Raw genomic sequence first — 14,885 nt, forward strand, 5'->3', positions numbered from 1 at the left:
CGCGGCGGATTGAAGGCTAGCTTTTTCTCAGCAGCGCTTGACCCGCCCGTATGCGCGCGCCTTCGGCGATGCCGTCGCAGAACGTGAAATCGCCGGGCGCGAGCATGATGATGGTCGAACCGTGTTCGAACCAGCCGAGCTCCTCGCCCTTGCTCACGTTGACGTCGCAGGGAAAATTGACCGGCCCTCTGGTCTGCGCATTCAGCACCATGTCCAGGAAATGCAGGCGGATGCTTGCGACCAGGATCGCGGCAACCGGCACCAGCGTCACGGCTTCGCCGGCTGGCAAATGCGTGCGGATCACCGCGCGCTCATTCTTGCAGAACAGGCGCTCGACGCGCTTGAGCGCGATCGGGTTGACGTTCCAGACGTCGCCATGGATCAGCGTGACGCGCTCGATATGTGCGTCACAAGGCGCGTGGAAGCGGTGATACATGCTCGAGGTCAGCCGCAGCGTGACGAAGGAGCCGTTGCGGTGCTGGTCGACCAGCGCGGAATCGCCGAGCAAATCGAGCAGCGAGTAAGGCGCGCCCTTGACCTGGAACAGCTCGGTGTCGGCGATCCGGCCATGAGCACCGACGATGCCGTCCGACGGGCTGGCGACCACCGCCGGGTCCGGATCGAACGGCCGCAGATCTGGCTTCAGCTCCCGGGTGAAGCAATCGTGCAGACTCCTGAAATAGGTTTTTCGCGCCTCCGACAGATCGAGGTCTGAAAACAGCTTCCACAGCGCGATCGAGCCGTCCCGAATGAGTGGGTTCTCGATCTTGGAGAACCAGCCCATGAACCGGGTCAGCGCGGCGCGGGGGATGCGGTTGGTCAACAGGAAGTTGAGGTCTTCCTGCTGGGTGAATGAAGCGATGAGGGCTTTGACTGTCATGAATCTGTCAGCTCGCAAGGTTAGCGCTTGTTGTCATGGAAACGACACTCCCGATTCTCTCTTTGTCCGTGGCCGCCGCAGCGTCCGCTGCCGCCGTCTTCCCGAAGCTGAAAGCGCGGCTTGAACTCTCCCGCGCCAAGCATCGCTCGCTCGCCGGGCACTCCAAGATGTCGCGGCGGGTGGCGAAGCTGCTCCCGTTCTACGAGTTCGAGGGCGATCGCTATTTCGGCTGCGACGGCGCGCCGGCGAACGTCGCAACGCAGCGCAAGGACGCCTTCTTCCGCCTCGCCGCCCTCTACGCGGAGCGCTACCCCAAGGGCCGCGCGATGACGAAGGAAGCGGCAGGGAAAATCTCCGACCTGCACTTCACCGAGACTTACCGCGTGCCGTTCCAGTTCTCGCGTCTCGTCCGCGAGCATCTGGGCACCTCGACCTTCGCCGAGTCCTCGCGCGGCGTCACGGTCACGGATGTCGACGGCAACACCTCCTACGACCTCACCGGGTCCTACGGCGTCAACATCTTCGGCAACGACTTCTACAAGGAGTGCATCGAGGGCTCGGAGAAGCGGGCGCATGCGCTCGGCCCGGTGCTCGGCCCCTACCATCCCGTCATCCTCGAGAACATGGCGCGGCTGTGCCGGATCTCCGGCCTCGACGAAGTGTCCTTCCACATGTCCGGCACCGAAGCCGTGATGCAGGCGGTGCGGCTCGCGCGCTACCACACCAGGCGCACGCATCTGGTCCGGTTCGCCGGCGCCTATCACGGCTGGTGGGGCGACGTGCAGCCCGGCGTCGGCAATCCGATCACCGCGCACGAGACCTACACTCTCGCCGAGATGTCGGAGAAGACGCTGCACGTGCTGCGTACGCGAAAAGACATCGCTTGCGTGCTGGTCAACCCGCTGCAGGGGCTGCATCCGAATGCCAGCGCGCCCGGCGATTCCGCGCTGGTGGACTCGTCCCGCGGCGGCAGTTTCGATCGCGCCGCCTACACCGAATGGCTGAAGAAGCTGCGCGAGGTCTGCACCGAACGCGGCATCGTTCTGATCCTCGACGAGGTCTTCGTCGGTTTCCGTCTCGCCGCAGGCGGCGCCCAGGAGTATTTCGGCGTGCGTGCCGACATGGTGACCTACGGCAAGAGCCTTGCCGGCGGCCTGCCGATCGGCGTGGTCTGCGGCAGGAAGGAATTGATGCGCCGCTTCCGTGACGATCGTCCCGCCGACGTCTGCTTCGCCCGCGGCACCTTCAACTCGCACCCCTACGTCATGACGGCGATGGACGAGTTTCTGAGCCGGCTCGCGAGCCCGAACTTCCGCGCCGTCTATGACGGATTGGAAGAGACCTGGAACGGCCGCGCGCAAAAGCTCAACCGGACGATGACCGATGCTGACCTTCCGGTACGGTTCGCAAACTTCTCGTCGATCTGGACGGTGAAGTACACCACGCCGTCCCGCTACAATTGGATGCTGCAATACTACCTGCGCGCGGAAGGCCTGTCCTTGAGCTGGGTCGGCACCGGACGGCTGATCTTCAGCCTGAACTACACCGACGCCGACTTCACCGAAGTCGCCGAGCGCTTCGTCCGCGCAGCCGAAAAGATGAAGGCCGACGGCTTCTGGTGGCACGATGGCGTCCTCACCAACAAGACCATCAAGCGGCAGATCCTGAAAGAGATGCTGGCCAAGCGCTTCGGGCGCTGAGGTTAGTTCCTCCAACGCCGTCATGGCCGGGCTTGTCCCGGCCATCCACGCGTCTCCGCGCGAGAGATCGAAGACGTGGATGCCCGGGACAAGCCCGGGCATGATGCAACCATCAGACATCGGAATGCCGGATCTGCGCGGCGTGCTCAGGCGTGGTGCTCTTCGAGCGTGGACTCGCCGATCAGGCCCAGCGTGTGCTCGGGGTTGAGATGCAGGCCGGGGTCCATCAACTCGCCGCGCAGCAGCGCCAGCGGCGCGTTGCGGTAGAGCATCAAATCGTGGAAGGGGTCGGTCAGGATCTTGGTCATCCAGACGAGGCCGGTCTCGACGTCACGGATGAAGAACAGGTGCACGGTGCGGAACATGAGACCGCCGCCGCCGACAACGAGCCAGATCTTGGCCACCTGCCGCATGAAGTCGGTCGCGCCTGCCCAGGGCGTGAACAGTCCGAACAGCGTGGGATCGACCAACAGCACCGCCGGCGACAGCGCCCAAATCGACATCAGCACCACCTTGCGCCGAAGGTTGTAGCCGACCTTGATCTCTTCCTTGTGCTCGTGCGTCGCCTGGTTGAGCTGGTCGTAGCCGTGCGGCTCGAAGAAGAAGTGACCGGCCTGGCGCGAGGTCATCGACACCAGCCACCCGACCAGCGCGGAGATCATGGGGTCGACGAACAGCCAGACATAGGCGAACAAGAAGCTCAGCGCGCTGACGAAGTGCAGGCTCTGATTGATGCGGCTGTGGTGATAGTAGCGATGGTCGTCCCAGCGCTGGATCCGCAGCTGCTCGAGATAATTCTTGATCATGCTCTCCCCCCAAAATGCTTTCGGGTTCAGGATTTACAGGGATTCGGTGTAGGCCGTGTGACATCATCATTTTTGTCATGTGACGATGTGCAGCGGCGCGATGACGCACGGTTACTTTCTCCCCTCATCCTGAGGAGCGCGGAACGCGCGTCTCGAAGGATGAAGGCCCGAGTGCAGCAGCCGGGCCTCTATGGTTCGAGACGGCGCTGACGCACCTCCTCACCATGAGGAGCGGCAGTCAAGCCGCCTTGGCGACGTCGATCTTGCGGAAGCGCACCAGCGAGAAATGACCGAGCGGCGGAATCAGGCGGCGCTCGGCAAGCTCGATGCCGTCGGCACCAGCCAGCCACTTGGCGTAGCGCGACCAGGCGAATTCGGCGGTGCGGAAGCCGAGCGGACGCACCACCGGCTGGAGCTTCTGCTCGATGAAGCGGCGCATGCCGGTATCGGCGCTGACGCGGGTGAGGATGATCAGCTCGCCGCCCGGACGCAGCACGCGCGCGAATTCGTCCAGCGCGACTTCCGGATTCGGCACGGCCGTGACGACATACTGGGCCATCACGACGTCGAAGGAATTGTCGGGGAATTCGAGCTTCTCGGCATCCATCACCGCGAGGCCCTCGACGTTCCCCAACTTGCCCTCGGTGACGCGCTGGCGCGCCTTGTCGAGCATCGCTTCCGAAATGTCGGTGCCGAAGATGCGCAGATGCGGCGCGTAGAGCGGCAGCGAGATTCCGGTGCCGACGCCGACCTCGAGCACGCGGCCGCCGATCTTGTTGGTGGCCGCGATCGCGGCCTGCCGACCCTTGGCGAACACGCCTCCGAACACGAGGTCGTAGACCGGCGCCCAGCGGTCATACGCCTGCTCGACCGTACCACGGGTGAGGTCGAGCTGCTGGGTGCCGTCAAGGTTCATGATCTTAGCCATCGATGGGGTTCTCGCTGTGGTCGAACGGTTGAGATCAGCCGCGCACCGGCCGCCGCGCCATGACCGGCGAGGCCCGCAAGGCACGGCTGGGCTGAAGTGAAGTGAGGTTGCCGACGAACTGGCGCGCGCTGTTTTCCCAGGAACGCTCCAGCGCGAAATGACGACAGGTCTGGCGCGACATGGTGAGCGCGCGCAGGCACGCGGTACGCAGATCGTGATCGATCGCGCCGATCGGATGATCGGCGATGACATCCTTCGGACCCGTCACCGGAAACGCCGCAACCGGCGTGCCGCAGGCGAGCGCTTCGAGCTGCACCACGCCGAACGTATCGGTCAGGCTCGGAAACACGAACACGTCGGCGGCGGCAAGATGCGCGCTGAGATCGGCGCCCTTCTTCTCGCCGAGGAAGACGACATCGGGGTACTTCTTTTCAAGTGCGGCCTTCTGCGGGCCGTCGCCGACGACGACCTTGGTGCCGGGCAGGTCGAGCGAGAGGAAAGCCTCGAGATTCTTCTCCACCGCCACGCGGCCCATCGTCATGAAGATCGGTCCGGGCAGATCGAGCTTTGCCGGCGAGTCGGGATGAAACAGCTTGGTGTTGACGCCGCGCGTCCAGAAGCCGAGCCGCTTGAAGCCGCGCTCGGAGAGCTCCTGCCGCAGCGAGGGCGTCGCCACCATGGTCATGGCGGCGGCATCGTGGAAGTGGCGCAGAACGGCATAGCCGACGGCGGCGGGGATGCCGGTCCGCACCGAGACGTATTCCGGAAAACGCGTGGTGTAGGAGGTCGTGAAGGCGAGCCGGTTGCGACGGCAATAGGCCCGCGTCGCCCAGCCGATCGGCCCTTCGGTCGCGATGTGCAGCGCCTCGGGCGCCGCCTTCTCGATCCGCCGCGCGATCTCTTTGCCGCTCGGCAGGGCAATGCGCAGCCCCGGATAGGTCGGCAGCGGCCACGATCGAAAGCCGTCCGGCGTGACGAAGTCGATCTCGACATCCAGTGCCTTGGCGGCACCAGCCAGCGAGGTCAGCGTCCGGACCACACCGTTAACCTGCGGATGCCAGGCGTCAGTCGCGATTAATACCCGCATGGGGAAATCCCGAGAGTTTGATGATTCTCGGCTTAGGACCATCAACCACGGATATTTTCAGGCGTGTGACGCCATAGAAATGTCGGCCCGCTGTTTTGTTCGTTAACGGGTCCGCGCAGCCACGAAACCGTCATGAAACAATCCTTTCCGCCATGAAACCGTTTTCGGTTTTCCGCGCAAACGTCCCGAAACTTCTTGCCGTTAGTGATCTACGCAACAGAGCACCGAAACGGTGCCGGGGTGACTAAGAACACCGCGCAAACAGGGGCGACCAATGATCAATCTGGACATGTTGAAGACTTATTCGCGCGCCGTTGCTTTTGGCGCAGTGGCTGTGACCGCGATCGCGTTCGCCGGCCCGGCCAAGGCCGCGCCCGTGCAGCTCTTCCCCTTCTTCCAGCCGTTGCCGACGATCGCAGCGCCGCAGCCATACCAGCCTTATCAAGCCACGCCCTATCAGGCCGCGCCGTCCGAAGATCGGGACGCTGTCGAAACGCCGGCGCGGTTCCGTCGCCAGACGGTCTCCTATGCGACGCGTGAGGCGCCGGGCACCATCATCATCGATACGCCCAACACCTATCTCTATCTCGTGCTCGGCAACGGGCAGGCGATGCGCTACGGCATCGGCGTCGGCCGTGACGGCTTCACCTGGTCCGGCACCCAGTCGGTGACCAAGAAGGCCGAGTGGCCGGATTGGACCCCACCGCCGGAGATGATCCAGCGCCAGCCCTATCTGCCGCGCCACATGGCCGGCGGCCCCGGCAATCCGCTCGGCGCCCGCGCCATGTATCTCGGCGGCACCATCTACCGCATCCACGGCACCAACGCGCCCGACACCATCGGCAAGCACGTGTCTTCCGGGTGCATCCGCCTGACCAATGACGACGTCGCGGACCTCTACTCCCGCGTCAACGTCGGCACCAAGGTGATCGTGCTGCCGATGACGGAACGCCGCGCCGACCTCGGAGCCGCGACGCGGTAAGCGGCAGGACATTGTGACGCAAACGGCCCCGGAACCCACCGGGGCCGTTTTCGTTTGCCCTCGGCATCCCGATGCGCGCGCGTGCTGCGGCGCGATTCCCCGATGGAGGCGCAAATGCAATCACGCCCGCAAACGACGCCGGGCACATGGCTGCGCAGGATGAGCCGCGCCGGCGCATTGACGCTGCTGCTGACCGCGCCCGCCTCGCTGGCACAGCAGCCGGACAGCGACGACGCAGCCCGGCAGGCCTTCAACAATTCCTGCCGTACCTGCCACTCGGTGAAAGAGGGCGACAATCGTCTGGGTCCCAACCTCAATAAAATCGTCGGACGCAAGGCCGGCTCGCTGCCGAACTACAACTATTCTCCGTCGATGAAAGAAGCCGGCTTCGTCTGGGACCAGGACAAACTCACCCGCTTCATGGTCAAGCCGGACGAGGTCGTGTCCGGCAACAAGATGCAGCCCTATGGCGGCGTCTCGGCGGAGGAAGCGGCGAAGGTGGTTGGTTATTTGCAGGCGGCTTCGCAGTAACCAGCCCCGCGATGCAGGGGCCGCTTCGTTTGGAGTCGGTGATCGTGGCCATCCTTCGAGACGCCCGCCTGCAGCGGGCTCCTCAGGATGAGGGCGGAGTGTGTGGCCGCGAGGCGTCTGTCTGGCAAATCGACGCGGCAACGAATGTCCATAATGCTTGCGCCAGTCCGCAACTGCCAGTTAGCCTCATCCTGAGGAGCGCGCTCTTGCGCGCGTCTCGAAGGACGAGGCGGGCACGACGACCGATGGCGCGTACCTCCACATTCTCAGATGTGCCGATGGCAACTACTACATCGGAACGACGCGAACCGAACTTGAAATCAGGATCGCCCAGCACAACGCAGGGACATTCGCCGGCTATACGAAGTCGCGCAGGCCGGTGACGCTGGTCTTTTCCCAATGGTTCGATCGCATCACCGATGCGATCGAATGTGAGCGGAAGCTCAAGAAATGGAGCCGCGCCAAGAACGAAGCCTTCATGCGCGGCGATTTTTCCGAGCTGCATGAGCTAGCGAAGCGCGGATCTCATCATCCTTCGAGACGGCCCGCCTGCGGCGGGCTCCTCAGGATGAGGATCGGAGCGTGCGGCCGCAGGATAGTAGTTGAGCCTCATCCTGAGGAGCCGCGCCAGCGGCGTCTCGAAGGACGAGGCGGGCACGATGTGAGACAGCGCCTATCGGCCCACCCGAGATCAACCTCAGCCATGCCGCCGAATGAAACGCGCTCATCAGCAGATACATCGGCACCATCCCGCCCAGCAAAGATTCGTGTCCGGCGGCGCACAGCATGTCCGAGGAGCCGCCGCCGAGCACGGCCGTCAGCACGGCCATGATCGCGAAGGTGGGCGTGGCCGCCAGCCCCAGCCATCTGGCAAGGTGACGCGCGGCCGCGATGCCGTCGCGGCTTGCACTGGGGACCACGCTGACGGGATGGGTCATTTCCCTTCGCCTGCGGCCTCCTCGCGAAAAGCCTTCTCGCCGGCGGTCGAGATCTCGACCCATTTCTTGTCGGGCGCCGCACCTTCGGTGTAGCTGTCGTGCCAGTTCCACCATTTGTAGGTCGGCGTCTGGGGATAGCCTTTCGGCGAATCCTCCCAGACCTCCTGCCGTCCCAGCGGCGTGATGTCGAGATAGTTCCAGGTGCCGCCCATCTGCTCGTCGCCACGGCTCTTGACGAAGTAGGTGCGGAAGATGCGGTCGCCGTCGCGGTAGAACACGTTCGTGCCATGCCATTCGTCCACGCCGAAATCGGCATCGAAACTGTCGGTGATGGTGACCCATGGCATGGTCCAGCCCATCCGCTTCTTCAGCCGTGCGATATCGGCCTGCGGCGCGCGCGAGGCGAACACCAGCGTGGTGTCGCGGGCGTTCAGATGCGCGACATGGGCGACCTGGTCGGCCACCATGGAGCAGCCGCGGCAGGCATGATCGGGCCAGCCGAACACGCCAGGCTCGAAGAAGGCGCGGTAGACGATCAGCTGCCGCCGGCTCTGGAAAAGGTCGGGCAGACTGACCTTGCCGCCGGGCCCCTCGAACGCATAGGTATTGGTGACTTCCATCCACGGCATGCGCCGGCGTTCGGCGGCCAGGGCGTCGCGGGCACGGGTATGCGCCTTTTCCTTCACGAGCAGTTGCTGACGGGCGGCCTCCCAGTCCTGCGGCGACACCACCGGCGGTGTTTGCATGGCAGCCTGTCTGTTAGTTCCTGCGTTTTCTGATGATGTCATCATGGCTCTCCTGTTTCCGCACATTGTCGGCCGTCAACGATTTCTCGCACCGGACAGTTGCGGAGTGGGAGTAACAAGTGTGGCGGGATTCGAATGGAGTCGCTGATCACGGCCGCGGCGCGCGCGCTCGAAGCCGGCGATCCGCTCGGCGCCTTGAACCGCGTTGGGCTGCGCAACGATGCACCTTCGCTGGCGCTGCGCGGCATCGCGATGGCGCAGCTCGGCGATCTCGCGAAGGCGAAGACGCTGCTGCGGAGTGCCGCACGCGCCTTCGGGCCGAAAGAGGCGGTCGCGCGCGCAAGATGCGTGGTCGCGGAAGCCGAGATCGCGCTCGTCTCGCGCGACCTGAACTGGCCGGCGACGACGCTCGCGGCCGCGCGGGCGACGCTCGCAAGCCACGGTGACCTCGCCAACGCGGCCCATGCGGGTCACATCGAGGCGCGCCGTCTTCTTCTCGTCGGGCGCCTCGAGGAGGCCGAACGCACGCTGGCGGAGATCAAGACCACGCCGCTCCCCCCGGCTTCGCAGGTCGTCCGCGAGCTTGTGATCGCCGGCATCGCAATCAGGCGGCTCAGATCGAAAGATGCGCGCGCGGCGCTCGACCGCGCGGCGAAGGCGGCGCGGCTGGTGGGGATTCCGTCACTCACCGCCGAGGTCGACAGCGTGAACTTCATCCTCGACACGCCGGCGGCGCGCCTGATCGCGCGCGGCAGCGAACACCCGTTGTTGCTCGGGGAGGTCGAACGGCTGGCGACCTCGACAGCGCTCGTCGTGGACACCTTTCATCACGCCCTGCGCAGGCAAGGCCGCATTGTATCGCTCGGAACGCGGCCGGTGCTGTTCGCGCTCGCCCGTCTCCTGGCGCAGGCATGGCCTGCGGATGTCTCGCGAGAGGCTCTGATCGCCGGCGCGTTCCGGGCGAAGCACGCCGATGAATCGCATCGCGCGCGGTTGCGGGTGGAGATCGGGCGGCTCCGCACCAAGCTCAAGCCGCTCGCCGATGTCAGCGCGACGAAGCAGGGTTTTGCGCTGACACCGCGAAAGACGCGGCAAGTTCTGGTGTTGGCACGGCCCGTCGAAGAAAAGCACGCCACTGTGCTCGCCTTCCTCTCCGACGGCGAGCCCTGGGCGAGTTCGGCCCTCGCGCTGGCGCTGGGAACGAGCGCGCGCACCGTGCAGCGTGCCCTCGAAGAGCTGGCGCGATCGAACAAGGTGCAGTCCTTCGGACACGGCCGGGCGCGGCGCTGGATGACGCCGCCCGTCCCGGGTTTCCCGACAGGCTTGTTACTCCCCGGACCGCTCCTGAAGACGTAAGGTGGGGTCACACCACAGGGACCGAGCAACATGAAGCGTTCAGCCGCCGAGATCGTCAGGGAATACGGGCCCTTTGCGGGCGTCGATGCCGTGCACGGCGTCACCTATGACGGCGCCCATGTGTGGTTCGCGTCCGGCGACAGGTTGAACGCAGTCGATCCGGCCAATGGCAAGATCGCCCGCTCCATAGATGTCGCCGCGCATGCGGGAACGGCGTTCGACGGCCGGCACCTGTTCCAGATCGCCGAGGACCGCATCCAGAAGATTGACGCTGCGACCGGCAAGGTGCTCGCCACCATCCCCGCACCTGGCGGCGGCGGCGATTCCGGATTGGCCTGGGCCGAGGGCTCGCTCTGGGTCGGGCAGTATCGGGAACGCAAGATCCATCAGGTGGATCCCCAGACTGGAAAGGTTCTCCGCACCATCGAAAGCAAGCGCTTCGTCACCGGGGTGACCTGGGTGGACGGCGAATTCTGGCACGGCACCTGGGAAGGCGAGGACAGCGACATCAGACGGATCGACCCCGAGACCGGCAAGGTGCTGGAGCAGCTCGACCTGCCCGCCGGGACCATGGTGTCAGGACTGGAATCCGACGGCGGCGACCGCTTCTTCTGCGGCGGCGGCAGTCGCGGCAATGTGAGAGCGGTCCGCCGTCCCAAGCGCAGCTAGGTGCGCACTAACGAATGCGCGGCAACGGCGCATCGCGGCCGTTAACCTGTTCGCCCCAATTCCACCCCATCGGTGCGCTCTAGCGCCCTCCTCGCCTGCCCTGTAGACTTCTGCCCCGGGCGGCCTGGGGGATTGATGCGACTAACGCTGAACTTGAAGACTGTCCTGATCGCCGTCGTGGTGCTCGCGGCGTCGTTCTTCGTCAGCCTGAAGGCGATGGACTGGCTGTCGCCGCGGGCGACGAATTCCGCGCCACCGGTCGCGCAATTGCCGCCGCTGCCGCCGGTCGCGAAGAGCTCAATCGTGGTGGCGCCGGTCGCCATCGCGCTGTCGGCGATCCGAGAGCAGGCCGAGAAGGCCGCGCCGCGCAATTTCGCCGGCAAGGCCGAGAACCCGATCTCACAGATCCTGCAGGACGCCGACATCGGCTGGTCCGCCGTGCGCGGACCGATGTCGGCTGCCGGCGACAAGGACGTGCTGACAATCTCGACGCCGCTCAACGGCAAGCTGAACGTGACGGGCTCGCTGTCGTCGAAGGCGACCGGCGCGCTCGGCGAAGCACTCGGCAGCGTGCTCGGCGGTGACGCAGCGAAACGGATCGGCGCGGTCAACATCAAGAATCTGAACGCCAGCGCCGAGATCAAGGGCAACGTGGTCGTCACCTCGCGACCGAAGCTCGCGGCCAACTGGCACCTCGAGCCCAATCTCGGCGCCCAGGTCAATCTCGGCGACACCAACCTCAACGTCGCCGGCGCCAAGGTCAACGTGCCGGCGCAGGTGAAGCCGCTGATCGACAAGAATGTCGGCGAGCAGATCAACATCGTCTCCGAGCGCATCCGCAACGATCCTTCGCTGCGGGAGAACGCGAAAGTGCAATGGGCCAAGGCCTGCCGCTCGATCGCGCTGCAAGGCTCGGGCTCCTCGGCCGCGCTGCCGTCGCTCTGGCTGGAGATGAAGCCGATCCGCGCCATCGCGGCGCAGCCGCGCGTCGACGCGCAGGCCGTGACCCTGCTGGTGGGCCTCGAGCTTGAGACGCGCGTCACCGCTACCCCGACCAAGCCCGACTGCCCGTTCCCCGACAAGATCTCGATCGTGCCGCCGACCGGCACCGGCGTGAACATCGGTGTTCCCATCGACGTGCCCTTCACCGAGATCAACAAGCTGGTCGCGGCGCAGATGGTCGGCCACACTTATCCCGAGAACGGCTCCGGCCCGGTGGACGTCACCGTCAAGAGCGTCAACGTGATCCCGTCGGGCGAGCGCCTGCTGATCTCGCTGCTGGTACGCGCCAAGGAGAAGAAGAGCTGGCTCGGTCTCGGCGCCGAAGCGACCGTGCACATCTGGGGCCGGCCGATGCTCGACCAGGCACAGCAGACGCTGCGGCTCGCCGACATCCAGCTCGCGGTGGAGTCCGAGGCGGCCTTCGGTCTGCTGGGGGCCGCGGCGCGCGCGGTGGTGCCGCAGATGCAACAGGCGCTGGTGCAGAAGGCGACGATTGATCTGAAGCCGATCGCCGCCAATGCGCGCGAGAAGGTCGCGGCCGTGATTGCCGACTTCCAGAAGAGCGAGGACGGCGTCAAGGTCGACGCGAAGATCGACAGCCTGACCCTCGCCGACATCGCCTTCGATTCCAAGACGCTGCGCATCATCGCGGAAGCCGGCGGCACGCTGAATGTGTCCGTGACGAAACTGTCGGGGATGTAGCGAACCTTCACTCACGGGTCTCGCCCGCCACTTGGTCGCTTGCGCCGCTGGCATTCTCGTCGGAGGATGCTAAGCTGTTCTTCGCAATCTCGAACGAGGTGCCGACGGCACTGTAGAGGACACCGCGAGGACACATGGAAGCCGGCATGGTCACGCCCGCGCCGGCGCTGGTGCGCTTTTCCGGCATTCAGAAGACCTACGATGGCGAGTTCCTCGTGGTGAAGAACCTCGATCTCGACATCAGGAAGGGCGAGTTCATCACCCTGCTCGGCCCGTCGGGCTCGGGCAAGACGACCACGCTGATGATGCTGGCTGGCTTCGAGGTTCCGACCCATGGCGAGATCTACCTCGCGGACAGGCCGATCAAGAACGTGCCGCCACATAAGCGCGACATCGGCATGGTGTTCCAGAACTATGCCTTGTTTCCGCACCTGACGATCGCGGAGAATATCGCCTTCCCGCTATCCGTCCGCAACACGAACAAGGCGGAAACGCAGGAGCGCGTAAAGGCGGCGTTGCGCATGATCAAGATGGAAACCCTGGCGCAGCGCCGGCCCGGGCAGCTGTCCGGCGGTCAGCAGCAGCGTGTGGCGCTCGCCCGCGCGCTGGTTTTCAATCCGCAACTCGTGCTGATGGACGAGCCCCTGGGCGCCCTGGACAAGCGCCTGCGGGAGCAGATGCAACTGGAGATCAAGCAACTGCACGAGACCATGGGCATCACCGTCGTCTACGTCACCCACGATCAGAGCGAAGCGCTCACCATGTCGGACCGCATCGCCGTGTTCAACGACGGCATTGTGCAGCAGATCGACAGGCCCGACGCGCTGTATGAGCATCCGGTGAACAGCTTCGTCGCCCACTTCATCGGCGAGAACAATGTGCTGGCCGGCACTGTCGAGACAATCGAAAAGGAATATTGCCGCGTCGCGCTTGCTGGTGGCGGCGTCGTGACCGCACGAGCGATCAATGTATCAGGCGCTGGCGCATCGACCTCCCTGTCGGTGCGGCCGGAGCGAATCGCCATTGTCTCGGATGGCACCTCCAGCGAGGGGCCGAACCGGCTGCCCGCCAAGGTGCAGAACACGATATATCTCGGCGACCACGCGCTGGCCGTGCTCGAGGTCGCCGGCAACCGCGAGTTCATGGTCAAGCTTCAACCGGGGGCGCGTGACGACTTAAGACCTGGCGAAAGCGTGTTCGTCACCTTCCGCCCCGAGGACTGCCTGGCCCTGGATCCCGTCTGATCCAACCCTGCAGCTCCAAGTGGACCGGCATCGATCAACCCCAACGCAACTCTCATGAAGAAGGAACAAGACCATGCTGAAGCGCAAGATTGCTCTGGGTTTCGCCGCGGCGCTCAGCGCCAGCGCTGCGCTGGCAACGGCCGCGCAGGCGCGTGACCTCACCGTCGTTTCGTGGGGCGGCGCGTATCAGGATGCCCAGAAGAAGGTCTATTTCGAGCCGTTCAAGAAGGCAGCGGGTGTTCCGATGAACGACGAGTCCTGGGACGGCGGCGTCGGCGTGTTGCGCGCCAAGGTACAGGGTGGCGCCGCGACCTGGGACCTCGTCCAGGTCGAGAGCGACGAACTCGCGGTCGGCTGCGAGGAAGGCCTGTTCGAGAAGATGGACTATTCCAGAATCGGCGGCGAGGCCGCCTATATCCCGCCGTCGGTCAATCCCTGCGGTGTCGGCGCCATCCTCTACGATTTCGTTCTCGGCTACGACAGGGACAAGCTGAAGGAGGCCCCCAAAGGCTGGGCCGACTTCTTCGACACCAAGAAGATTCCAGGCAAGCGCGGCTTGCGTCAGGGTCCGAAGACCACGCTGGAGATCGCGCTCATCGCCGACGGCGTCGCACCGAAGGACGTGTACAAGGTGCTGGCGACCGACGATGGCGTCGAGCGTGCGTTCAAGAAACTGGATACCATCAAGAACGACATCGTCTGGTGGAAGGCCGGCGCCCAGCCGCCGCAATTGCTCGCCTCCGGCGAGGTAGCGATGACCTCAGTCTACAATGGACGCATCGACACCGCGAACAAGAACGACAAGAAGAATTTCGGCATGGTGTGGGACGGAGCGCTTTTCACCCTCGACAGTTGGGTTATCCTGAAGGGCAGCCCGAACAAGGACGCGGCCTACAAGTTCCTGGACTTCGCCGGCAAGGCGGAGAACCAGTCAAAACTGTCGGAGAACATTGCTTACGGCACCTCGAACAAGGACGCCGCGGCTCTGCTCGCGCCCGCCGTTCTGAAGGACCTGCCGACTGCGCCGGACAACATCAAGAACGCGGTCGAGATCAACGTTGCCTTCTGGCTCGAGAACATCGACCGCCTGACCGAGCGCTTCAACAAATGGGCAGCGAAATAGGCCGCGACAGCACCGGCGTGCGGCGCGCATTGAAAGCAGTTTCGTCGCGGCCATCCTTCGAGACGCCCGCCTTAGGCGGGCTCCTCAGGATGAGGACGGAGTGCGCGGCAGCGACTTCAGAGAGCCTCATCCTGAGGAGACCGCGAAGCGGTCGTCTCGAAGGACGAGGCGCTTGCTCAGGTTGCTCCGAA

At 64.7% G+C, this 14,885-nt stretch carries 13 protein-coding genes and 2 pseudogenes; 9 read left to right on the top strand and 6 right to left on the bottom strand.

The annotated features are described in order from the left end of the window. Positions 1–16 precede the first annotated feature (16 nt). On the bottom strand, positions 17–880 hold the full coding sequence (gene asd, locus ACVWYI_RS31725) for an archaetidylserine decarboxylase (protein WP_456664127.1): 864 nt from the start codon (positions 878–880) through the stop codon (positions 17–19). A 35-nt stretch (positions 881–915) separates the two neighbouring features. On the opposite strand from asd, the gene ACVWYI_RS31730 reads away from it, so the two are divergent. Then, positions 916–2,580 (top strand): aminotransferase class III-fold pyridoxal phosphate-dependent enzyme, encoded by a 1,665-nt coding sequence (locus ACVWYI_RS31730; RefSeq protein WP_456664128.1) that lies wholly within the window; start codon positions 916–918, stop codon positions 2,578–2,580. 146 nt (positions 2,581–2,726) lie between these two features. Here the strand turns inward: ACVWYI_RS31730 and ACVWYI_RS31735 are convergent, their stop codons facing one another. From ACVWYI_RS31735 to ACVWYI_RS31745, 3 genes are all read right to left on the bottom strand, one after another. Continuing rightward, a complete protein-coding gene (locus tag ACVWYI_RS31735) occupies positions 2,727–3,386 on the bottom strand; it encodes a hypothetical protein (protein WP_247442630.1) in 660 nt (219 codons plus the stop codon). 238 nt (positions 3,387–3,624) lie between these two features. Beyond that, complete coding sequence (locus ACVWYI_RS31740; RefSeq protein ID WP_456664129.1) at positions 3,625–4,314, bottom strand: methyltransferase domain-containing protein; 690 nt, start codon at positions 4,312–4,314, stop codon at positions 3,625–3,627. 34 nt (positions 4,315–4,348) lie between these two features. Further along, positions 4,349–5,401, bottom strand: a complete 1,053-nt coding sequence (locus ACVWYI_RS31745) for a glycosyltransferase family 4 protein (RefSeq protein ID WP_247347780.1) — start codon at positions 5,399–5,401, stop codon at positions 4,349–4,351. 274 nt (positions 5,402–5,675) lie between these two features. Here ACVWYI_RS31745 and ACVWYI_RS31750 point away from each other — a divergent pair, with 274 nt between their 5' ends. The 3 genes and pseudogenes from ACVWYI_RS31750 to ACVWYI_RS31760 all read left to right on the top strand — a co-directional run. Then, positions 5,676–6,383 (top strand): L,D-transpeptidase, encoded by a 708-nt coding sequence (locus tag ACVWYI_RS31750; RefSeq protein ID WP_247347781.1) that lies wholly within the window; start codon positions 5,676–5,678, stop codon positions 6,381–6,383. Between the two features lie 102 nt (positions 6,384–6,485). Then, positions 6,486–6,914, top strand: coding sequence for a c-type cytochrome (locus ACVWYI_RS31755; RefSeq protein WP_456648809.1), 429 nt, complete (start codon positions 6,486–6,488; stop codon positions 6,912–6,914). Between the two features lie 292 nt (positions 6,915–7,206). After that, a pseudogene (locus tag ACVWYI_RS31760) lies at positions 7,207–7,320 on the top strand (GIY-YIG nuclease family protein); the annotation flags it as partial. Between the two features lie 280 nt (positions 7,321–7,600). Here ACVWYI_RS31760 and ACVWYI_RS31765 read toward each other — a convergent pair. Both ACVWYI_RS31765 and ACVWYI_RS31770 read right to left on the bottom strand, forming a co-directional pair. Further along, positions 7,601–7,852: pseudogene (locus tag ACVWYI_RS31765) on the bottom strand (hypothetical protein); the annotation flags it as partial. Continuing rightward, positions 7,849–8,643, bottom strand: a complete 795-nt coding sequence (locus ACVWYI_RS31770; RefSeq protein WP_456664130.1) for a DUF899 domain-containing protein — start codon at positions 8,641–8,643, stop codon at positions 7,849–7,851. The gene ACVWYI_RS31770 and the pseudogene ACVWYI_RS31765, both read right to left, overlap by 4 nt. Positions 8,644–8,733: 90 nt before the next feature. Between ACVWYI_RS31770 and ACVWYI_RS31775 the strand changes: the two genes are divergently transcribed. The 5 genes from ACVWYI_RS31775 to ACVWYI_RS31795 all read left to right on the top strand — a co-directional run bounded on the left by ACVWYI_RS31775 (position 8,734) and on the right by ACVWYI_RS31795 (position 14,694). Further along, the gene (locus tag ACVWYI_RS31775; RefSeq protein WP_456664131.1) at positions 8,734–9,954 is read left to right on the top strand and encodes a helix-turn-helix domain-containing protein; all 1,221 of its coding nucleotides are present in this window, start codon (positions 8,734–8,736) and stop codon (positions 9,952–9,954) included. Positions 9,955–9,984: 30 nt separating this feature from the next. After that, complete coding sequence (locus ACVWYI_RS31780) at positions 9,985–10,623, top strand: Vgb family protein (protein ID WP_456648806.1); 639 nt, start codon at positions 9,985–9,987, stop codon at positions 10,621–10,623. A gap of 135 nt (positions 10,624–10,758) precedes the next feature. Continuing rightward, positions 10,759–12,327, top strand: coding sequence for a DUF4403 family protein (locus ACVWYI_RS31785; protein WP_456664132.1), 1,569 nt, complete (start codon positions 10,759–10,761; stop codon positions 12,325–12,327). Positions 12,328–12,461: 134 nt separating this feature from the next. Further along, positions 12,462–13,571 (top strand): ABC transporter ATP-binding protein, encoded by a 1,110-nt coding sequence (locus tag ACVWYI_RS31790; RefSeq protein WP_354104566.1) that lies wholly within the window; start codon positions 12,462–12,464, stop codon positions 13,569–13,571. 73 nt (positions 13,572–13,644) lie between these two features. Further along, positions 13,645–14,694 carry an ABC transporter substrate-binding protein gene (locus tag ACVWYI_RS31795; RefSeq protein WP_247347788.1) on the top strand — a complete coding sequence of 350 codons (1,050 nt, stop codon included), beginning with the start codon at positions 13,645–13,647 and terminating at the stop codon, positions 14,692–14,694. The last annotated feature ends 191 nt before the right edge of the window (positions 14,695–14,885 follow it).

It is taken from the genome of Bradyrhizobium sp. LB13.1, from assembly GCF_054056815.1.